We start from the raw sequence: 21,147 nt of genomic DNA, 5'->3' as shown, positions 1-21,147 counted from the left end.
AGGGAACGACGTCCCGAGCCGCATTTCTGAAGAGGACATCCATGAACGACCCATCTATCGGGGCCTCTCGTCCGCGATCGAGTCCGCATTTCCGCGTCGGTCGATTACTGCTTCTGCCGATCCTCCTGCTCTCGACGATCGCTCCCGCGTCGCTTGCCGACGACGACCCGAACTACCCCGCCGCCTTCGCCGTGAAAGGCGCCAAGCTCTTCATCGCCCCTGGCAAAGTGGTCGACGACGGCGTGCTGGTGATCCGAGGCGGCCTGATCGAAGCCGCCGGTCCCGCCGCCGAGGTGACCGTCCCGTTCGACGCCGAGATCGTCGACGGCAAGGGTCTGATCGTCTACCCGGGCTTCATCGACGTCTACACAACGGCCGGCCAGAAGGCGGGCGTCGAACGATCGACCACCGGTCGGGGCCGCCCCGTCGATCTCTCGGAGACGACCCTCGCCGTCACCCCGACTGACAACCGCAAGGGACTGACGCCTGAATTCCAGGTCGCCGACGCCCTCGACCTCAACGACGCGCTGGCCGACCCGCGACGTCGCCTGGGCTTCACGGACATGCTCACCGCGCCGGCGGGTGCGATCGCGACCGGCCGCAGCGCCGTGGTGAGCCTTTCCGGCCTCCCCCGTCGCGACGCGCTGCTCAAGTCGCCCGTCGCGCTGCACATCCAGGTGGCTCCGCCGCAGGAGCCCTCCGCGGGAACAGGCCAGAACACGCCCGGCGCCCCTCCGGCCGGCTTTCGCGGACGAGGCTTCGGCGGCCGTGATGGGGCCTCGGAGAATCCTTACCCACGCGTCCTCATGGGTTCGGTGTCCCACCTCCGGCAGGCGATGAGCGATGCCGAACACCATCAGAAACGGATGGCTTATGAGAAGGCCCACGGCGGGGAGCCCGTGCCCGACGACCCGGCGCTCGACGTTCTCGCCAACGCCCGCGCCAAGTCGATCCCCGTGTGGTGGCAGGCTGAGACTCGCGATGAAATCCACCGTGCCCTCGACCTGGCCCAGGAGTTCGGCACGACGGCCGTGATCGTCGGCGGACGCGAAGCTTACAAGGTCGTCGACCGACTGAAGGCGGAAAAGACCCCCGTCGTCCTGCGACTCGACTTCCCCGAGGAACCCAAGGTCCCCACTGAGGACGAGTATCGCAAGCGTCCCGACGCTCAGCGCGACGATCCACTCCGAGTCCATGCCGAGTACCTCGACCACTGGAAGGCTCAGGTCGCCACCGCCGCCCTGCTCGCCAAGGAGGGCGTGCCGTTCGCAATCGGAACCGAGGGCGTCGACCGAATCGAGAACGTCCCCGCCCGTCTCCGGGCGCTCATCGCTCAGGGCCTTACCGCCGACCAGGCGCTCGCGGCCTTGACCGTCGAGGCCGCGAAGCTCGTGGGCCTCGATCGCCGGTTGGGAACGCTGGAGCCTGGCAAACTCGCTCACGTCGTCGTCTTCTCAGCCCCGTTCCAGGACGAGAAGGCCAAGGTCAAGTACACCTTCATCAACGGCCGCAAGTTCGAGGTCAAGGCCGACGAACAGCCCGCGGGCGGCGAGGGACGGATGCTCGGCCGACGCGGCCCCGGAGGCCCCGGCGGTCCCGGCGGTCCAGGAGCCCGCGGCGGTCGCCCCCGTCCGGCCGGCGAAGCCGAAGAGGCCACTGAGGCCAAGCCAGAGGAGAAGAAGGACGAACCGGCCAAGGACGAAAAGGCCGACGACAAGAAGCCCGAAGAGAAGAAGGATGAGAAGGCGAAGGAGCCCCCTCCCCCGCCGTTCGTCGACGTCGCGGCCGAGTTGGATTCCAACCGCAAGCCCCAGATCAAGACGGGCGGCGACGTCCTCATCAAGAACGTCGTCATCCTGACGGGAACGAAGGGGACGATCCCCAAGGGCTCGATCCTGATCGAGAAGGGCAAGATCAAGGCGATCGGCCCCGACGTGACCGCCGCCGAGGGCATCGCGGTGATCGACGGTGAGGGGATGGTCGCAGCCCCCGGAGCCATCGACACCCACTCGCACATCGCCGTGCAGGGAGCCGTCAACGAGGGGACTCTGTCCGTCGTCCCAGACGTCCGCGTGAAGGACGTCATCACGGGCGACGACGTCTCGATCTTCCGAGCCCTCGCCGGTGGGACGACGACCGCTCGCGTACTCCACGGGTCGGCGAACACGATCGGCGGTCAGGACGCCGTCATCAAGCTCAAGTACGGCCTGCCCGGCCGCGACCTCATCATCCGGGAAGGGATGCAGGGGGTGAAATTCGCCCTCGGCGAGAACGTCACGCGGTCGACGGGCCGGTTCCCGAACACCCGAATGGGCGTCGAGGCCGTCATCGCGGGCGCCTTCGAGGAAGCGCTCGCCTACAAGAAAGCCTGGCGGCTCTACAACGAGAAGGTGGCGACCGAGGGCGAGAAGGCCGGCCCGCCTCCTCGCCGCGATTTCCGACTGGAAGCCCTGGAACGGATCCTTGACGGTTCCATCAAGATCAACAGCCACTGCTATCGGGCGGACGAGATCCTGATGCTGCTCCGGACGACCGAGCGCTACGGCGTCCGCGTGCAGTCGCTTCAGCACGTCCTGGAGGGGTACAAGGTCGCTCCGGAGATCGCCGCCCACGGCGCGCACGCATCGACATTCTCCGACTGGTGGGCCTACAAGATCGAGGCCTACGACGCCATCCCGTTCAACGCGATGCTGATGAGTCGCGCAGGCGTGGCCGTCAGCATCAAGAGCGACAGCGAAGAGCTGATCCGCCACCTCTACCACGAAGCCGCCAAGATGGTGAAGTACGGCGGTGCGAGCGAGGAGCAGGCTCTCGCGTTCGTCACGCTGAACCCGGCGCTCGAACTGGGTCGAGAGGACCAGATCGGCTCGCTGGAGGTCGGCAAGGACGGCGACGTCGCCATCTTCAACGGGCATCCGTTCGATGCCTTCTCACGATGCGAGATGTCGATCATCGAAGGTGAGGTCTACTTTCAGCGCCAGCCTCTCGTCGACGGCAAGTTCGTCTCGCGGCCCGGCGATCACTCGCGGATGCCGCAGGCCCCCGAGGCTTCCCGCAATCCGAGCCTGACTTTCACGCCCCAGCCCAAGGACGCCTACGCACTCGTCGGCGGTACGCTGCATCCCGTCAGCGGACCCGCGATTCCGGGAGGCGTGCTCGCCATCGTCGGCGGCAAGATAGCCGCGGTCGGACCGGCCGGAACTCCCATTCCGCCCGAGGCGCAAACCATCGACGTGCGCGGACTCGACATCTGGCCGGGTCTGATCGATGCGGGGACGAGCGTCGGGCTGGCGGAAATCGGCAGCCTCAACGAGACGCTCGATTTCGCCGACGCCGGTCGCTACGAGCCCGAGTTGCACGCCGCCTCCGCCCTCAGGACCGACAGCGCCCACGTGGCCGTCACGCGGGCCAACGGCGTGCTCGCCGGGCTCGTCGAGCCCTCCGGCGGGACGATCTCCGGCCAGGCGGCCGTCGCCAACTTCAACGGCTGGGTGCCCCGTGAGATGGCGTTCATCGACCCGGCCGCGCTCTCGGTCAACATCCCGCGCCACGTTCACCGGCCGCTTGGCAGCCAGCCCAGGCAGGGTGGCCCGGGAGGTCCCGGCGGCGGCGACAACGCCGACCCGAACGCACGCCGCAAGGAGTTGCTGGAGGCCTTGAAGCAGCAGTTCCTCAAGGCCAAGCGATATAGCGAGGTCGTCGCCGAGGCCCGCTCCAAGAACCTGTCCACGCCCAAGGTCGACCCGAGGATGGAGGCTCTCGCCCCCTACGCCAAGGGCGAGAAGCTGGTGATCCTCCACGCCGAGGACCGGGTTGAGATCCTGGACGCCCTGGCGCTCATCAAGGAACTCAAGCTCAAGGCGGCTCTTTCAGGAGCCGGCGACGCCTGGAAGGTCGCCGACGAGATCAAGAAGGCGGGCGTTCCGGTCATCGTCGCCGGCACGTTGAACTTCCCGGCGAGGGAGTACGACCCGTATGACGCCCCCTACGCCAACCCGGCCAAGTTGCAGGCTGCCGGCGTCCCCTTCGCCATCCGGTCCGCGCCGGGTGCATCCTCTCCGCGCAACTCTCGGCTGCTTCCCTACGAGGCGGCGACCGCCGTTGCGTTCGGACTCCCCGAGGAGGAAGGGTTGAAGGCGGTCACGCTCTACCCGGCACAGATTCTGGGGATCGCCGACCAGTTGGGGACGCTCGAACCGGGCAAGCGCGCCAACGTCGTCGTGACCTCAGGCCATGTGCTGCAACCGACGACCGGCGTTCAACTGCTCTTCATCGACGGCAAGCCTGTCACGCCGGAAAGCCGACACACCGAACTGTACGAGAAGTACGGCCGACGGCTCGATGAAGTGAAGGCTGGGCGAGCCCCACTGGGCCTCGACCGCTCACCCGCCTCCGTCCATTCCGGCCCCATCCCCACGGGTGCGCCAGCAGGCGGCGGGCACTGACGCCTCGATCGGAGACCGTCACTCAAACAAGAAGGCCCGGCCGATTTCGGCCGGGCCTTCTTGTTGAGTTTGGTTCGTCGGATCGCGCTTAGTGCAGCAGACCCACGGGGTCGAACGCGCCGAGGCGTCCGTTGGCCGCTTCGTTGACGCTTGCGTGAGCCCGATCAGCCTGGTCTGCGCCGGCGTTTCGGGGCTTGTGGGATTTGAGAATCGTCACCAGCGCATCGCCATGATCCGAGGCGCTGATGTACTCGTCGACGCCGAGCTGGAAAAGCTGCGTCGCCTCGTCCACTCGATAGTCGTGGGCCACGATCATCACGAGAGCGGGCCGAGACTGAATCGAGTTCTTCCACAGCAGAGCCGCAAGCTCTTCGGAGGGACAACGAGAGTTCTCCCAGTCGACGACGATGAACCGCGGCTTCGCGAATTCCAGCAGCCGATCGGCCTCTTGGACAGAGTCCGCCACGACAAGCCGCCCTCGACCGGCCGCATGCAGCGCGGGTCTCATGCCTACCAGCCAGTCTGCATCCTTGGTGACGGTGAGGATTGTAATACCGTTCATGTTCCCGATTCCCCCGCGCTACTAGGCGCCAGACGCCCCGGATCGACCCCGAAGGGGATGAGCAGGATCATCTCACTACGATAACTTCGTTAATCCACAACGCGACGTTTTGAGAACCGTGCTTCGGATCGACTGGCGACACGAATCCGCCACGGATTTCTCAAAGAGATCCCCGTCCTTGCTTCCAAATCTAAGTCGCCGCGTATTGGAAGAGAACTCAATGAATCTGGCCTCACTCTATATCTCTCCATGACATTCGTTGAGTCGAATTTGCGAAAATCAAGTCGACGATGATCGTAGTCGGCGATTTCAGGCATCGCGGCGTCCCGCATGTGCCTCCAATCAACGCGATGACGACTTTTTCCTTCAATCTCGCCATCAACCCAAGCACCCAAACCATCACAGGCACACAGAGACACCTGCCCACCGCACCAAACTTTACGATCCTGAATACTTGCCTTCCTCTCTTCCCCGGGTCACGATCAACGATCGCGTCGGGACGAGCGACCAGCGGTTGGGTGCTGGACCTTCGGGGGAGAGCGAAGATGAGGAATCTGGGCTGGACAGGTGAAATTCAGAGGTTCGGACGTGCCTTGGTGGTCGCTGTCCTGGCGGGATGCGCTTGCCTCGATTCGGGTCGAGCGGCCGCCGCCGATCTTGAGATTTACTTTGTCGACGTCCTGGGAGGAGCGGCCACCCTCGTCGTCACCCCGGAACGCGAGACGATTCTTGTGGACAGCGGTTGGCCTGGCCAGAACGACCGCGATCCCGAGAGGATCGTGAAGGCGCTCAAGGACGCCGGCTGCGATCGCATCGACCACCTGGTGACGACGCACTGGCACATGGACCATTACGGCGGCGTCGCCGGGTTAGCGAAGCGCGCCGCGATCGGCCGATTCTGGGATCGGGGCCTCCCCGAAGACGGCGAAGCCGGCGCGGAGTTTCCCGACGGCCCGAAGTCGCAGGACCCCCTCGGCGTCGCCTATCGTGACGCGTCCAAGGGGAAGCGGTCCGTCTTGAAAGCGGGCGATTCGCTCCCCCTGAGAGGTACGACGACCGCGGTTGTTCTCGCGGCGTCCGGTAAGGTCCTTCCTGCTCCAACCGGCGCTCCCGCGAATGCTTCGTGCGAGTCGGCGGCTCCCGATCATCCGGTCGACGAATCCGACAACGCGCGCAGCGTCGTGCTGAAGCTCCGCCAGGGGGCCTTCGAATTCCTCGACTGCGGCGACCTGACCTGGAACATCGAGAAGAGCTTGGTCTGCCCGGTGGACCTCGTCGGCAAGATCGACCTGTTCCAGGTGACCCACCACGGGATGGACATCTCCAACAATCCCGACTTCCTTCGCACGATCGCCCCGGTCGTCACCATCATGGACAACGGCCCTCGCAAGGGGGGGGCGGCCGAGACCGTACGCCGGATCAAGGCGATCCCCTCCGTTCAGGCGGCCTACCAATTGCACAAGAACGCCCAGACGGCGGCGGATCAAAACACCGACCCGTCCCTTATCGCCAACACCGACCCCGCCGGTGGGCGCTACATCCGCGTCGCCGTCCCCGCGGACGGCAAGACGTTCCGGGTGCGAATGGGCTCGGACGGACCCGAACGAACGTTCGAATCCCAGTGACCAGGCAGGAGTGCCTTATTCGATGAAACGCTTGCTCCTTTGCGCGGTCGCCGTTTTCGGATTCGCCGGCGCATTCACAACGGTCAGGGCTGAAGACGGCCGACCGCCGGTGTTCCCTTACCCCATCCGTAAGACGACGCTGGAGAACGGCCTCGGGGTTGTCAGCATCCCCTTTGATTCGCCGGGGATCATCGCCTATTACACGGTCGTCCGCACCGGCTCGCGGAACGAGGTTGAGAAGGGGCTGTCCGGGTTCGCCCACTTCTTTGAACACATGATGTTTCGCGGAACCGACAAGTACTCGCAGGACGCCTACAACGACGTCCTCAAATCGCTCGGCGCCGACTCCAACGCGTTCACGACCGACGACTGGACGTGCTACCACATGACGATCCCGGCGACGGCCCTGGCGAAGGCCGTCGAGATCGAGTCCGACCGCTTCCGAAACCTCAAGTACGACGAGGCCGACTTCCAGAAGGAAGCCCGCGCCGTGCTCGGCGAGTACAACAAAAGCTCCTCTTCTCCGTTCCTCAAGCTGGAAGAGGCGCTCTCGGACACGGCCTTCACGGCGCACACTTACAAGCACACGACGATCGGCTTCCTGGCTGACATCAAGGACATGCCGAATCAGTACGCCTACAGCAAGGTCTTCTTCGATCGCTGGTATCGACCGGAAAACTGCACGATCGTCGTCGCCGGCCAGGTGGATCACGACGTCCTCGTCGACCTCGTGAAGACCGCCTATGGGACCTGGCCCCGAGGAGGCAAGAGCGTCGAGATCCCCCAGGAGCCGGAGCAGGACGGCCCTCGAAAGGCCGAGTTGACCTGGCCCCTGCCGACGCTGCCGATCCTGGCACTGACCTACCACACCCCAGCCTCTGATCCCGCCAATCCGGATGTGCCTGCGCTCAGGGCGCTGCAGCAAGCCGTCTTCGGCGAGACCAGCCCGCTGTACCGCTCGCTAGTCCTCGACGAGCAGAAGGCCGAGACGCTGACCGCGTTCATCGATCCACACCGCGACCCTCATCTCTTCACGATCCTGGCGCGCGGCCGAAAGGTGGAATTCATGCCGGAGATCGGCCGACGAATTCGGGACGCGCTGAAGGAGGCCGCCGAGAAGCCGGTCGCCGAGGATCGTCTCAACGCGATCAAGTCGCACCTCCGCTACGCCTTCGCCGGCGAGTTGGACAGTCCCGATTCCGTGGCGAGGGCGGTTGGGGAGTCGATCGCGATCAACGGCCGACCCGAAGCGCTCAACGAACTGTACGCCGCCTACGATCGTCTGACCCCGGCCGACCTTCAACGCGTCGCATCGAAGTACTTCACGGCGACGAACGAGACGGTCGTCACGCTGGAGACGAGGGAATCCAAATGATCAACACGTCGTACTTGAGGTCCGGCCTGACGATCGCCGCCTCGCTCCTCGCTTCAGCGGTGGGGATTCCCGCCCTTGCCGACGGTCCCGCGGATGCGCGAGTCGTTCTGGTTCCCTCGTCGGGTCCACTCGTATCGCTTCGCCTCGTCTTCCGCGTAGGTTCGGCCGACGACCCCAAGGGGAAAGAAGGCCTTGCCGCCCTCACCGCCGCGATGGTGGCTCAGGGAGGCACGAAGACCCTCAAATACGAAGAGGTGCTCGACCGCTTCTTTCCAATCGCCGCTGAGTTGAACGGCAACTGCCTGAAAGAAGTCTCCGTGTTCAGCGGCGACGTCCACAAGGACAACCTGGGCTCCTACATCCCCCTGGCGACCGAGATGATCGCCTCGCCTCGGTTCGCCCCCGAGGATTTTGATCGGCTCCGTGAGGAAGCACTGGACCACCTGACCAAGACTCTCCGAGGCGACAACGACGAAGCGCTCGGGAAGTGGACGCTCCAGTCCGCTCTGTACGAGAACCACCCCTACGGTCGACCCGACGAGGGGCTGGTGGCGGGGCTGAAGGCGATCACGCTCGACGACGTGAAGGACTTCCACCGGACGCATTACACGCGCGACCGCCTGTTTCTGGGACTCGCCGGCGCGGCGAACGCCGAGACCGTCAAGCTGATCGAGAACGGCCTTTCCCCGCTGGTTCGCGTCTCGGAACTTCAGCCGACGACGATTCCACCGGTCGGCCCTCCCAGGGGCCTGGAGGTGACGATCGTCACCAAGCCGGCTGAGGCCACGGCCATCTCCATCGGCTTTCCGATCGACGTCACGCGGACTGACGACGACTTTTATGCGCTGGCCGTCGCCAATTCGTTCCTGGGAGAGCACCGCACCTTCAACGGCCGATTGATGCAGGACCTCCGAGGAAAGCGGGGCCTCAACTACGGCGACTATTCCTACATCGAGGACTTCATTCAGGAGGGCCAGTCGACCTTCCCGATCCCCAACAATCACCGCTCGCGGCAGTATTTCTCGATCTGGATCCGCCCCGTGCCGACCGACAAGGCGGTGTTCGCTCTTCGCGCGGCGCTCTGGGAGGTGGATCGGCTGATCGAGAAGGGAATGACCCCCGAGGAGTTCGAGGCCACTCGCTCGTTCCTGCTGAATTACAGCAAGCTCTGGGTCCAGACCCTCTCGCGAAGGCTCGGCTACGCGATCGAAGGAACCCTTTACGGCCGCAAGGACCTCGTCACCGAACTGGCCGATCGACTGCCGAAGCTGACTGTCGACCAGGTCAACGCGGCCGTGCGCAGGCATCTGAAGCCGAGCGGCATGAAGGTCGCGATCGTGGCCGGGAATGCAGAGGAGTTGCGCGGGCTGCTGACGTCGGGCAAGCCCTCGCCGATCGTCTACGACACACAGGGAACGCCGCAGGAGATCCTCGACCAGGACAAGCTCATCGAGGTCTTCCCGCTCAAGGATGTCAGCGTGCGGATCGTTCCCGTGGAGCAGATGTTCGAGAAATGAGTTCTCGTTCTCAGCCGGCGGCGGCCTCGGTTCGAGCCGCCTCCGGCCTCGCTCCCTTCTTGCGAGGGGCGGGCTGGTGCTTCCATCGCCGGTGCAACCAGAGGTACTGCGTGGGATCCTGGCGGATCAACTCTTCGAGCGCGCTCGTGTAACGCTGGGTCAGCAGCCGGGCGTCGTCGGAACCGCCGGTGAATTCGCCCGGCTCGATGATCTGAGCGCACCGCAGCTCGTAGCGGAACCCAGGTCCGATGCGCCGGGCCACGCCGACGACCACCGGAGCCTGATGCTCGATGGCGAGCAGCGCGATCGCCTTGTGGGTCGAGGCCGGTCGACCGAAGAAGTCGACGAACATCCCTCGCTGGCCGGCGTCCTGGTCGGCAAGCATCGAGAGCGTCCTGCTGGTCTGGAGCACATCCACGATCTGGTCGTAGCCGCCCGCCTTGGGGATCATCTTCTGGCCGGTGCTCTCGCGGAAGGTCCGGAGGTAGCGCTCCAGGTAGGGGTTGTCGAGGGTCCGCGCCACCGACCAGGTGGGGAAACCGAAGAGGCCGAACAGGTAGCCGGCGATCTCCCAGTTGCCGTAGTGGCCGGTTAGCAGGATCATCGGCTCGCCGGAGATCATCCTGTCGAGCACCGGACCGTGCCCCGTCAGCCTGGCATATTGCCGGTAGTTCTCGAGGTTGATCCGTTTGGGCGTGTGGAAGATCTCCATCAGCATCATGCAGAAGTGCCGATAGACGCCCCGGACGACCTCGTCGCGTTCGGCCTCGGTCATGGCGTCGCCGTACGCCATGCGCAGGTTCTCCAGGCCGACGACTCGGTGTCGCTTGTCGACCGTGTACATGATCCAGGCAATCCCTCGCGCCAGGGCGTAGGATTGCCTGATGGAGAGCGACTGGACCGTGAAGACCAGGCCCCGGACGACGAGGTAAACGAGGTAGTCTAGCCAGGGCCGTTTGATCTTATTCCGGGCCATCTTCGGTCGCTCCTTGACCATGGGCGCGAGGTCCCGGGGGAGTATGGCCGGGATCCTCGGACCCGTCAAGGCGCGCCGCGGTCGGTCAGAACGACGGCGGGTCGTCGGCGAGCGGCAAGGTGATGGCCTTGCCTTCACGGGCCGAGCGATAGATGGCGCGGATGATTTCGACCGACTTGCGGCCGTCGCGACCGTCGACGAAGGGGGCGCGGTTCTCGTCGATGGCCCTCAAGAAGTCCTCGATCTGCTCGCGATGTCCCAGGTGGCTGATTCCGCGGGGGTCGCTGGCGCCCGAGTTCCCCGACGACCGGCCGGCGATGGCGGCCTGGATGATGTTGTCGCTGGGGATCTTCTCCTGGAAATCCCACATCGTCAGGTCGTCCTGCTCCACACGGGCCGAGCCCCGATCGCCGTGGACCTCGATCCGCTTCGCCAGCCCCGGATAGGCGCTCGTGGCGGCCTGGATCGTCCCCAGCGCTCCGCTCTTGTAGCGAACGGTGGCGACGATGGTGTCCTCGACCTCGATGCGGACGTGGGCGAGCGTCGCGGCGTGGGCGAAGACGGACTCGACGTCTCCCATCAGCCAGTAGATCAGGTCGACGTTGTGGATCGCCTGGTTCATCAAGGCGCCGCCGCCGTCGAGCTTCCAGGTCCCGCGCCAGCCGCCGGAGTCGTAGTACTCCTGGGTCCGCCACCACTTGACGTGGGTGTCGCCCAGGGTGAGTCTGCCGAACCGTCCGGAGTCGATCGCCTCCTTGATACGTCGATTGGCTGGCGCGAACCGTGAGGGGAAGATCGCGCAGAGGCGCACGCCGGCCTCGTCGCAGGCGTTGATGATCGCGTCGCAGCGGTTGAGATCAATCTCCAGCGGCTTCTCGACGATGATGTGCTTCCCCGCCCTGGCGGCCTGGACGGAGGGCTCCATGTGCGCCCCGCTGGGGGTGCAGACGCAGACGACGTCGATCTCGGGATTCGCGAGCATCTGGGCGATGTCGTCGTAGATCTGGCAGTCGTGGCCGGCCATCCCGGCGATCTTCTCAGCCTTGGTACGGGCGGCGGACGTGTCGCACGCACCGACGACGCGGGCCCCGTCGATTTCGTTGACCGCGCGGACGTGGTACTCCGCGATCATGCCGCACCCAATGATCCCGATCCCGTGCTCGGCCATACACTGCACCCTTCGCAGGAGACGTTGGAGGCGACGGAGGTCGCCTTTTGAATTCAGACGAGGCGGATCTCGGCGATCTTACGCTTGCCGACCCGCACGATCAGACCGTCGCTCACCGAGACCATCGCCCTGACGTCGGAGATCGGCTCGCGCCGAGGGCCGACATTGACGCCTCCCCCTTCAATGACCCGACGGGCGTTGGACGTGCTCGACTCCAGGCCGAGTTCCTTGATGAGGTTCGGGGCCAGGATCCGCCCATCGGCGTCGAGCTTGTCGGCCGAGAGGTAAGCGATGGGGATCTCCAGGGGATCCTCGCCGGCCGAGCGGCGGCGGAAGGCGGCGGCGGCTTCCTCGGCGGCCTCATCCCCGTGATACTGGGCGACGACCGCCTTGCCGAGCACTTCCTTGGCGTCTCTCGGGTTGGTCCCCGGAGCGAGGAGTTCCTTGATTCGGGCTTCGGGCAGGTCGGTGAGCAGCGTGAAATACTGAGCCATCGGCTCGTCGGGGACGCTCATCACCTTGCCGAACTGGTCCTGGGCCGATTCCGCCACGCCGATGTAATTCCCCAGGCTCTTCCCCATCCGACGGGTCCCATCCGTGCCGACGAGGATCGGCATCGTCATGGCGACCTGCGGATCCTGCTCTCGCAAGGGCTGGAGCTGGCGGGCGACCATCAGGCTGAAGAGTTGCTCCGTGCCGCCGAGTTCGACGTCGGCGTTGATCTCGACCGAGTCCCAGCCCTGCATCAGCGGGTAGAGGCACTCGTGAAGATAGACGGGCTTCTCGGCGGCGATTCGTTTGGCGAAGTCCTCGCGAGCCGAGATCTGGCCCAACGTCATCCGCCGCATGAGGTCGAGGACGTCCAGGAACTCCCACTTGCCGAACCAGTCGCCGTTGTGGTGGACCTCGGCCCTCTCCAGGTCGATGATTCGACCGACCTGCTTGAGGTAATCGCGGGCGTTCTCCGCGACCTGGTCCTTCGTCAGAGCCGATCGGGTCTCGTCCCGTCCCGATGGGTCGCCCACCAGGGCCGTGTAGTTGCCGATGATGATGACGGCCGTGTGACCGAGGTCCTGAAACTGCCGCAGCTTGCGGAGCGGGACCGTATGGCCGAGGTGCACGTCGATGCCCGTCGGGTCGATGCCGTACTTCACGCGCAGCGGGCGGTTTTCGCGGACCGAGCGTTCCAGCTTCTTGACGAACTCGCCTTCGGGGACGATCTGCTCGACCCCCCGGCGCAGGATTTCCAACTGCCCTTGCACGTCCAGCATCGTTCCGCGAGGCTCCCGAGACACCGTCGACCCCGCGAGCCCTCGCGGCGACGTCGACGATCCGCCGATTCTAGAAGCCTTGGGGCGAGTTCTCAAGGTGGCCGACACGCCGCGGGCCTGCTACGATCGAACGAGTGGAACCGCCCCCCCTTCTCGCGAGGTCTCATGACGCCCCCTCTTTATCAGGGGTACATTCCCCTCGCCGTCGCTCTGCACGTCCAGCAGGGACTCCTCAGCGTCGTCTCGATTCTCCTCCTCTCGATGCTCGCTGGGATGCTGCTCTACTCGATGTGGGCCGTTCTGCGCCTGGCCCTCAATCTCCCTATCCTGCCTCGCCCCCCCTTTGTCCGTCTCCAACCGGCGGTCTGGGGGCTGGGAGCCATCTTGACGATTATCGCTCTTTACATCGTTACGAGTCAGGCCGCGACCCTGGCCTGTCGCGAGTTGCTCGGGATTCGGGTTGAGGAGGCCCTCAAGGCCTATCATGGCAAGGCTGTGGAGAAGGCCGGGGATGAAGCTCCTCCAGCCGCGGCCGATGCCAAGGAAGATGCAGCGCCAGCATCCGAACCCGCGGCTGAACCGAAGGCGGAGGTCGCGAAGGAGACCGAAGCATCCGACCCCGCGGCTGAACCGAAGGCGGAGGTCGCGAAGGAGACCGACCGCCACGCCGACGACGCCTCCAACGAGACAGCGGCGGCCGCTCGAGACCTGATGACCCTGAACACCTGCCACATCCTGATCTTCCTGTCGGCCTTCCCCTGGTTCTTTCGCAGGTGCTCCCGGGTCGGCCTGGAAGCTCTCGGCCTCACGACCCGAAGGTTGCCCGAGCAGATTCTGACGGGATTCATCGCCGCGCTCATCGCCACGCCGGTCGTCTACATCGTCCAGTTCCTGGCGGTGCGATTCTTCAGTCCTGAGTCGCACCCCGTCGAGAAGATGATGAAGGATCACTTCTCGCCCGCAACGGCGATTCTCGCCTTCGTATCGGCCGTCGTCCTGGCCCCGATCGCAGAGGAGACTCTCTTCCGAGGCGTCTTGCAAGGCTGGCTCTCGCGAGTGTTCCGGAATCCATTCGTGCCCCCCGAGGATTCCGACACGGACGAGCTGAACGAGGTCTGCTGGCCGGCCGTTGTTTTGACTTCGGCGTTGTTCGCGGCGCTGCACATCGCCCAGTGGCCCGCCCCCATTCCCCTGTTCTTCTTCGCGATGATTCTGGGGGTTGTGTATCAACGAACAGGCAGCCTGTTGACGGCGATCACCATGCACGGCGTTTTCAACGGATTCAGCACGCTGATGATGCTCGTCCAGCAGCTTGGGGCCGATCTTCGACAGGTTGAGGACATCGTTCCCGCTCCGGCGGCGACGATCTGGAACCTGCTGAATCGGCTTATGGAAGTTCTTGGTTGAGACACCAGAATAGGCCACTTTGAATGGCGTGATGCGGACTCCCGGAAAACACCGACGGATCCGTCATTTTTCCTGGACTCGTTTCGAGAGGACTGATAGATTTCCTTTGCGTGGAGTCGTCGAAACGCCGAATTCGGCCTCTTCGGCTCGCTTCGACGCGAGTTCTCAGGCCCTTTATGAGGTCGCCCGGCTGAAGTCTTTGCCGGTTTCGTCCGATTCTGTTACGGTTCGCCGACGGCGGGGCCCCTCCGCATGGATTCGTGCGATCCAGCGGCTCCCTGACGTTCCTTCTCGTGAGAGCACTCACGGGCGGAAAGGTCGACGACCGACGTTCGAGTCAGAGTGCGACGGCGGCGTCTCGCCAGGCATGGCAAGCCGCGGGGAATTGGGATTCTCTGCGGACCAAGGGAGTGGGTGGAGCAGCGTCGGAGGGTTTCCGGCGGTGTGTCTGCTTTCGGGAGCGTTTGTTCGATGAGCGACGATAATTGTAAGAAGTCGACCACCTCGCAGACGGGTTTCGAGTGGGCCGGGGCTGTCGCCCGCGTCCGCCGCGGAGGGAAGTCGGCCCGTGCCGGTCGCCGAGCCGCACTGCTGGGGGCTCTGACGGCCGCCTACGCCAACTCGTCTCGCAACGGCCGCACCGCCGACCGGACCGCGAACGAGCGTTGATTCGCCCAGAAGCCGTCGCGGCGTCCACAGAAGAGTCATCTATCGCCGCATCGACCTCTCCCTCGATCGTTTCCCTCTTGGTTCGCACTCGCCGAACGATCCACCCGACACACCGTCGGGCGTGATGGTTCGGCGTTCTTCTTGGCCCGACCCGTCGCCTCCCTCCCCGTGATGCTCCCGGGCCGTCCCCCTTTCACAGGACCACGGCGATTTCCAGCATCACCTCCGGCGAGGGCGTTGAGGCCGAATACGTCTTCCGAGACTGCGTTCTCACGGTCAAGCGGGGCCGGCCGCTGCCGCTCGGGGCGATCACGGAACTGGGGGGCGTGAACTTCGCCGTGGTCTGTCGCCACGCCACGGCGGTCTGGCTCGTGCTGGGAGATCCCCAAACGGTCGGGTTCGAAACCGAGGTCCAACTCGACCCCCGTCTCAACCGAACCGGGGACCACTGGCACGTCCGAATCGACGGCCTCCCCGATGAGTTCTGCTACGGCTACCGGGTCGACGGGCCCGACAACCACGGCTATCGCTTCGACTCCGGCGTCATCCTGCTGGACCCCTACTCTCGCGCTGTGTCTTGCCGGGGCGACTGGGGCGACCGCTCGCCCAACCCCAGGCGCAGCCTCATCAACGAGGCGATGACCGAGCGCGAGCCGGTGGTCGGCCCAGGAACCCCGCTCGAGGATACGATCGTCTACGAGTTGCACGTCCGGGGTTTCACCATCCACCCCAACTCGGGCGTCGCCGATCCGGGGACCTTCGCTGGGCTCGCGGAGAAGATCGACTACCTGCACGAGCTTGGAGTGACCGCCGTCGAACTGCTCCCCGTCGACGAATTCGACGAGACGGACTGCAGTTACGTCAACCCCTTCACCGGCGAGCGGTTGCTGAACTTCTGGGGATATAACACGATCGCCTTTTCCGCCCCCAAGGCGAACTACGCCGTCAAGGCGGGCCCTTCCGAGGCGTGGAAGGAATTCGGCGCGATGGTCGACGCCTTCCATGAGCACGAAGTCGAGGTCTATCTCGACATCGTTTTCAACCACACAGCGGAGGGCGGAGACGACGGACCGACCTACAGCTTTCGAGGCTTCGACAACCGGCTCTATTACATCCTCGACGAGCGGGGAGGCTACCTGAACTTCTCCGGTTGCGGCAACAGCTTCAACACGGACCACCCCATCGTCAGGAACTTCCTGCTGTGGTGCCTGCGGAACTGGGTCGCCGAGGCGGGCGTCGACGGCTTCCGGTTCGACCTCGCGTCGGTCCTGGGCCGGGACCGTCGAGGGGACGTCTTGGTCGACCCTCCCACGATCAACCGGATCTCCGAGGATTCGTTGCTCTATGGGACCAAGCTGATCGCCGAGCCCTGGGATGCGGGGGGTCTCTATCAGGTGGGGACCTTCCCAGGCGGCGCCCGCTGGTCTGACTGGAACGGCCGCTATCGCGACGACATCAGGCGCTTCTGGAGGGGGGATCCGGGGATGACCTCGGCCCTGGCGACGCGAATCTGCGGCTCCGACGACCTCTACACGGGCCGCAGCCCATTGCACTCGATCAACTTCATCACCTGCCACGACGGCTTCACCCTGCTCGACCTCGTCTCCTACGACCACAAGCACAACGAGGCCAACGGCGAAGGGAACCGCGACGGCAACGACGCGAACTTCTCCTGGAATTGCGGCGTCGAAGGACCGACCGACGACCCGGCGGTTCTTGAGATCCGGCGTCGCCAGGTCAGAAACCTCATGGCGACGCTCCTGATCTCGCAGGGCGTTCCCATGATCCTCGGCGGCGATGAGATTCTGCGGACCCAGCAAGGCAACAACAACGCCTGGTGCCAGGACAACCCCGTCAGTTGGGTCGACTGGAGCCTCGCCGACGCCAATCAGGACTTCCTCCGCTTCGTCCGCAAGATGATCGCCCTGCGCAAGGCTCATCCCGTCTTCCGACGCCGGAGCTTCTTTGGGCAGGCGTCGGGAAGCCCTCCCGAGATCTTCTGGCACGGTGTTCTACCCGTTCAGCCAGACTTCTCTCCCAGCAGTCGCATGCTCGCCTTCGCCCTCGACGGCCGCCGCTGCGACCGGCCCGGGGTGATCGACCGCGATTTCTTCGTGGCCATGAACGCGGACGATCGCGACGAGCGGTTTCATATCCCGGCCTCGCCCTCAGGACGCCCCTGGCGACGCGTGGTCGACACAGCGCTTGCTTCCCCCGACGACTACGTCGAAGTCGACGAAGGCCCTGAGATCGCCGTCATGTCGACCTATCTCGTCCGAGCCCGGTCGATGATCATCCTCGCCTCGTCCGAGTAAACTCCACGGACAAGCCTTCGGCGGGGACGCTGCTCCCCGACAACCCGTTGATCAGGAGGCCGGATCGTAGGTCGATCTCGGACTCTTCCTCTCGCCGGGCCGCCAGGCGAGAAAGCGGCAGCAGAGGAGGTCCGCCGATCGCTCCACCCGGCTCAGGTCAATCTTCCGTCCGACGGTCCCCCGCGAATCGGAAGCGCGGCTTGCCGGTGATGTCGGTGCTGAGGAAGGACGGGCACCAGTAGCGCTCGACGTGGCCGACGACGAGGTCGGTGCCGGCGAAGTGGCTGACGCCAGGCGGGCGTTCGGGGTTGTACATCGTGTCGGTCAGGTCGCGGATCAGGGCGACTTTCTTCCCGAGCGTGGCCATCTGGCGGATGGCGAACGGTCGGCCGAGCACGCACATGTTCAAGTGCACTCCGCAGAGGATGACGTTGTCGATCCCCCGGCTGGCCAGCAGGTTCCAGGTCTCCTGACCGTCGTCGGTGATCGCGTCTCCCTCGGCGATCTCGATGGCGGCGGTCTGCCGCGTCCAGGGGGACCGGATCTCGCACTTCTGGGCGCAGTCGCAGCCCATGTCGGAGTCGTCGATCGGCAGGACGCCCTCATGCTTGCCGTCAGGCCAGCACCAGGCTGTGCCCCATCGCGGCGACGAGGCCAACGGAGCCGGCGTGGGCGCGTACGGCGCGGACTGCGCCCGCTTCCGCTGAGGCGTATCCTTGTAGAACTCCGTGGTCGTGCTGGGTGCGTGGATCACGAAGATCCCCCGAGCCCGCGCCGCCTTGAGCATCTCGTCCAGCGGCCCCGCCATCTCCCCCACGCGCCTCGCCGCCGACTTGCACCAGTGGTCGTCCCACATGTCGCAGACGATGATCGCCGTCTTCTTCGGGTCCCAGTCCTCCTCCCGCTTGAGGACCGCCCCCCTGCCGTCCCCGTCCACGACCCGCGACCGGAGATGCAGCGTCAGCCCCCCGCCGTCCGCAATCCCCGCCCCCGCCGCCAACACCACCGCGGCGACCGCAGCGACCACGAGCCAAGCTGATCGACCCACGGCAATTCCTCCTCAAAAGCGCATCGCCCCGTCCTATTCCCCGTTCTCATCATCACCTGCCCTTCGGGATCGCGAAAGAGCCTGACGCGGCAGCATGGCCACTCTCGTGTAGCCATGCCACTCGGACTTCGCGCAAGATCAGGGATGTGATCCGGCCGTGCACGCCTCCCTCAACGGCCCTTGGATCAAGCTCCTTGTTCGACTGGGCTCCTCAGACCAAGTGACGACGAAGATGCGACTCCAGGTGACTGAAGATCAGGCCTCCATCGTGGCCGCGCGTGCCGCGGCGATCGAAGGCGAGCGGATTTTGATCGAGGGGATGTTCGAGCGGATCGCCGCCGCGCCGGCCCCGGATGAAGACGAGGAGTACGACGAGGAGCCCAGGTTTCGCGTATCGCGGGCCGAGAGGGGCGTGCTCCGCCGGAATCGGGATCAGGCCGCTCCTCGTTTGCTAGCAATCGCGGAAGGTTGCGGCGCGCAGGTGGAACGGACGCGGCTGTACGCCTCGACCGCCCTCGGGGTGATCGATCGTCCTCGAGCGTTCAGTTGCCTGCTCAAATTGCTGGGCAGTGAAGACGGAGAACTCCTGCATTCGGTCCTGGAGGAACTCCAACACCTTGCGGAGGCGACGAAGGGAGGCGGGGCTTCGGAACCGCTCATCCTCGACCAATCCGACGCCAACCGACTCTTCGACTTACTCGGCCATGAGGATCGTCTGGTAGCCGACTCGGCCGTTGACTTACTCGCCGAGTTGAAGCCGCCGGAGACGGACGAGCGGTTCCTCCGATTGATCGCCCACCCCGTCGTGGGTTGGAGCATCCGTTGGGAACTCACCGAGGAGCGACGACCGGAAGTCCTCGATCATGCGATCGGCGTCCTGAACGCGCGCGGCGAGGAGCGACTCGACGGCGGCAGCCTGCTCATGCTTGAGAGGTTCGCCCAGATCAGCCCCGATCCTCGGCTTTCGGAGCGGGCCTGGGAGACTCTCAGGGCTCTCCAGCAGGCCTCTTCCCTGGCGGAGCAGGATCGGGACCAGCTCGAGCAGATCATCGGTCGACTGGAATCCTACGAGGCGGCCGCGACCGATCGCGCCGCCGAATTCGAGCGAGCTTCGGCGGTCGTCGAGCGCATCGTTGGGGCGGGACTCGTCGACGCCGACGAGGGGCGGAAGGCCGGCGCCAGTCTCCGCGAATCGTGCGAGCGCATCCAGACCCCCGATCCCACTTGGGGCGCCCGCGCCGCCTTCGATGCCGCGGGGCTGCTCCATCACCTCGTCCAGGATGAGGACGAGAGGACGATGTCCTACGACGAGTTGATCCACGAGTTCGCGGCCACGAGCCGCGGCGCATTCGCCCCCGAGGCCGTCTATCAGCCCAGTGACGGCCGCGAGGACGACTTCCCGGTCCAGTTCGTGCACCGAAACCGGCTCTATCGATTCATGACCGCTCATTGGAACCCTCACGGGTACGCCGAACTGGCCGCGGCGGCCAATGCGGCTCTGAGGGACGCCGGAGAGCGTGGGCGATTCATCCCCGTCCAGGCCAGGACTTGGTCCGCGGCCACCCTGTTCACCGACCCCGAGCGGTTCACGGCCATCGCATCGGAGATCGGCCTCCCGCCGAAGGCGATCGACGAACCGGATGTGGTCGTGGTCGAGTCGCTCGGAGATTCGTCGATCGAGCGGACCCGTGCGGCCTTGCGCAAATTGCTGCCCGACGTCGACCCCGACCTCACGGACGAGGAGTTCGCCCGTGCAAAGGACGAGGAGAGCGCAACGGCGTTGCATGAGGCGGCGAAGGAAGGTCGCGTCGATCTGATCAAGGCGCTGGTCGCAGCCGGCGCCGAGCTTGAGGCCGCCGACGCTTCTGGCTGGACCGCCCTGCACAGGGCCGCCGAAGCCGGCGACATAGCCGCGATCGGGGCCCTTATCGACGCGGGAGCCGACATCGACGCGGCCGAGCCAGACGGCTGGAGGCCTTTGCACATGGCCGCCAGCGACAACAAGGTCGAGGCGATCGAAGCGCTGATCCGTCGGGGGGCCGACCTGCACGCCCGCGACCTCCGGGGATTTACGCCGCTGCACTCCGCCGCCAACGATCATTCCAAGGCCGCGGCGGCCCTGCTCCTGGATCGCGGCATCCCCGTCGACGTCCGCACCCGGAAAGGCCTCGCCAGGGAAGAGCGGCTCTCGTCCACGGGAGCGCCCCTCACGTCATTGCTGGCGTGGGCAGGATGGCACATCGGCGGCAAGGTGGAAGCCGAACAGACGCCTTTGCATCGGGCGGCCTATCGAGCGAGCCCCGACATCGTCGAACTGCTCCTGGATCGAGGCGCCGACGTCAACGCAGTCGACGCGCGGTTGCAGACGCCCCTCCATCTGGCGATCGCCCGCGGTAATTCGGTCGTGGCGGAGATCCTTCGCGTCCGAGGGGCAGACCCCGACCTGCGGGACGATCAGGGCCGGACGCCCGCGGAGCGGACCGGCGACGACGAGTTGGAGACCAAGAAAACCCAGCGCGGCCTGCGTCGGCTCGTCTGGCTGATCCGGCTGATCCTGGTCGTGACGTTCCCCGTGCGGATGTTCGCGAGAGCCGCCCGGGCCGTCGCCGGCGTTTTCTCCCGCGGAGAACAGATCGGTGAGTCTCGTCGAGGCTCGCGCCAATGAGGTCCACCCCGTCCTCACACGCTCTCGCGTAGCGAATGGTGAAGGGATTGGAGCGTCTGGGAGGTGCTCGGTGAGGAACAGCCGGCACCTGGCTATCGCTCTCC

13 protein-coding genes are annotated in these 21,147 nt (G+C 65.3%); 8 read left to right on the top strand and 5 right to left on the bottom strand.

The window, feature by feature from the left end; genetic code table 11:
* The first annotated feature begins 41 nt into the window (after positions 1 to 41).
* A complete protein-coding gene (locus G5C50_RS20300; protein WP_165072346.1) occupies positions 42 to 4,445 on the top strand; it encodes an amidohydrolase family protein in 4,404 nt (1,467 codons plus the stop codon).
* An 88-nt stretch (positions 4,446 to 4,533) separates the two neighbouring features.
* Here G5C50_RS20300 and G5C50_RS20295 read toward each other — a convergent pair whose 3' ends face one another.
* Entirely contained in the window at positions 4,534 to 5,007 is a 474-nt protein-coding gene (locus tag G5C50_RS20295; RefSeq protein WP_165072344.1) for a response regulator, read from the bottom strand.
* A gap of 596 nt (positions 5,008 to 5,603) precedes the next feature.
* On the opposite strand from G5C50_RS20295, the gene G5C50_RS20290 reads away from it, so the two are divergent.
* Genes G5C50_RS20290 through G5C50_RS20280 form a run of 3 tightly spaced genes read left to right on the top strand, consistent with a single transcriptional unit; the run spans position 5,604 to position 9,524 of the window.
* Entirely contained in the window at positions 5,604 to 6,632 is a 1,029-nt protein-coding gene (locus G5C50_RS20290) for a ComEC/Rec2 family competence protein (RefSeq protein ID WP_240907290.1), read from the top strand.
* Between the two features lie 22 nt (positions 6,633 to 6,654).
* A complete protein-coding gene (locus G5C50_RS20285; protein ID WP_165072341.1) occupies positions 6,655 to 8,007 on the top strand; it encodes a M16 family metallopeptidase in 1,353 nt (450 codons plus the stop codon).
* Positions 8,004 to 9,524: a M16 family metallopeptidase gene (locus tag G5C50_RS20280; RefSeq protein WP_240907289.1), complete on the top strand. Its 1,521-nt coding sequence runs from the start codon at positions 8,004 to 8,006 to the stop codon at positions 9,522 to 9,524. Before G5C50_RS20285 ends, G5C50_RS20280 begins: the two co-directional genes overlap by 4 nt.
* 10 nt (positions 9,525 to 9,534) lie before the next feature.
* Here the strand turns inward: G5C50_RS20280 and G5C50_RS20275 are convergent, their stop codons facing one another.
* The 3 genes from G5C50_RS20275 to tyrS all read right to left on the bottom strand — a co-directional run bounded on the left by G5C50_RS20275 (position 9,535) and on the right by tyrS (position 12,939).
* Positions 9,535 to 10,500 carry a lysophospholipid acyltransferase family protein gene (locus G5C50_RS20275; protein ID WP_165072339.1) on the bottom strand — a complete coding sequence of 322 codons (966 nt, stop codon included), beginning with the start codon at positions 10,498 to 10,500 and terminating at the stop codon, positions 9,535 to 9,537.
* 85 nt (positions 10,501 to 10,585) lie between these two features.
* Positions 10,586 to 11,668 (bottom strand): Gfo/Idh/MocA family protein, encoded by a 1,083-nt coding sequence (locus tag G5C50_RS20270; protein ID WP_165072337.1) that lies wholly within the window; start codon positions 11,666 to 11,668, stop codon positions 10,586 to 10,588.
* Positions 11,669 to 11,721: 53 nt separating this feature from the next.
* Positions 11,722 to 12,939, bottom strand: coding sequence for a tyrosine--tRNA ligase (tyrS, locus tag G5C50_RS20265; RefSeq protein ID WP_165072335.1), 1,218 nt, complete (start codon positions 12,937 to 12,939; stop codon positions 11,722 to 11,724).
* Positions 12,940 to 13,104: 165 nt separating this feature from the next.
* Here tyrS and G5C50_RS20260 point away from each other — a divergent pair, with 165 nt between their 5' ends.
* The 3 genes from G5C50_RS20260 (at position 13,105) to glgX (ending at position 17,330) form a co-directional block, all read left to right on the top strand.
* Positions 13,105 to 14,346, top strand: coding sequence for a CPBP family intramembrane glutamic endopeptidase (locus tag G5C50_RS20260; RefSeq protein ID WP_165072334.1), 1,242 nt, complete (start codon positions 13,105 to 13,107; stop codon positions 14,344 to 14,346).
* Between the two features lie 471 nt (positions 14,347 to 14,817).
* Complete coding sequence (locus G5C50_RS20255) at positions 14,818 to 15,015, top strand: hypothetical protein (protein WP_165072332.1); 198 nt, start codon at positions 14,818 to 14,820, stop codon at positions 15,013 to 15,015.
* A 209-nt stretch (positions 15,016 to 15,224) separates the two neighbouring features.
* A complete protein-coding gene (gene glgX, locus G5C50_RS20250; RefSeq protein ID WP_206107785.1) occupies positions 15,225 to 17,330 on the top strand; it encodes a glycogen debranching protein GlgX in 2,106 nt (701 codons plus the stop codon).
* A 157-nt stretch (positions 17,331 to 17,487) separates the two neighbouring features.
* On the opposite strand, the gene G5C50_RS20245 is transcribed toward glgX, so the two are convergent.
* Positions 17,488 to 18,378, bottom strand: coding sequence for a cysteine hydrolase family protein (locus G5C50_RS20245; RefSeq protein WP_206107777.1), 891 nt, complete (start codon positions 18,376 to 18,378; stop codon positions 17,488 to 17,490).
* A 244-nt stretch (positions 18,379 to 18,622) separates the two neighbouring features.
* Here G5C50_RS20245 and G5C50_RS20240 point away from each other — a divergent pair, with 244 nt between their 5' ends.
* Entirely contained in the window at positions 18,623 to 21,043 is a 2,421-nt protein-coding gene (locus G5C50_RS20240) for an ankyrin repeat domain-containing protein (RefSeq protein ID WP_165072330.1), read from the top strand.
* Positions 21,044 to 21,147 lie beyond the last annotated feature (104 nt).

The sequence above is a fragment of the Paludisphaera rhizosphaerae genome (assembly GCF_011065895.1).
Classification (GTDB): domain Bacteria; phylum Planctomycetota; class Planctomycetia; order Isosphaerales; family Isosphaeraceae; genus Paludisphaera; species Paludisphaera rhizosphaerae.
The sequence above is the reverse complement of the archived record's forward strand: the minus strand, read 5'-3'. Positions and strand labels throughout refer to the sequence as shown.

What these genes read in the sequence shown, in the direction of transcription:
- G5C50_RS20300 (WP_165072346.1), top strand. Translation starts at nt 42, where the DNA reads ATGAACGACCCATCTATCGGGGCCTCTCGTCCGCGATCGAGTCCGCAT.
- G5C50_RS20295 (WP_165072344.1), bottom strand. Translation starts at nt 5,007, where the DNA reads ATGAACGGTATTACAATCCTCACCGTCACCAAGGATGCAGACTGGCTG.
- G5C50_RS20285 (WP_165072341.1), top strand. Translation starts at nt 6,655, where the DNA reads ATGAAACGCTTGCTCCTTTGCGCGGTCGCCGTTTTCGGATTCGCCGGC.
- G5C50_RS20280 (WP_240907289.1), top strand. Translation starts at nt 8,004, where the DNA reads ATGATCAACACGTCGTACTTGAGGTCCGGCCTGACGATCGCCGCCTCG.
- G5C50_RS20275 (WP_165072339.1), bottom strand. Translation starts at nt 10,500, where the DNA reads ATGGCCCGGAATAAGATCAAACGGCCCTGGCTAGACTACCTCGTTTAC.
- G5C50_RS20270 (WP_165072337.1), bottom strand. Translation starts at nt 11,668, where the DNA reads ATGGCCGAGCACGGGATCGGGATCATTGGGTGCGGCATGATCGCGGAG.
- tyrS (WP_165072335.1), bottom strand. Translation starts at nt 12,939, where the DNA reads ATGCTGGACGTGCAAGGGCAGTTGGAAATCCTGCGCCGGGGGGTCGAG.
- G5C50_RS20260 (WP_165072334.1), top strand. Translation starts at nt 13,105, where the DNA reads ATGACGCCCCCTCTTTATCAGGGGTACATTCCCCTCGCCGTCGCTCTG.
- G5C50_RS20255 (WP_165072332.1), top strand. Translation starts at nt 14,818, where the DNA reads ATGAGCGACGATAATTGTAAGAAGTCGACCACCTCGCAGACGGGTTTC.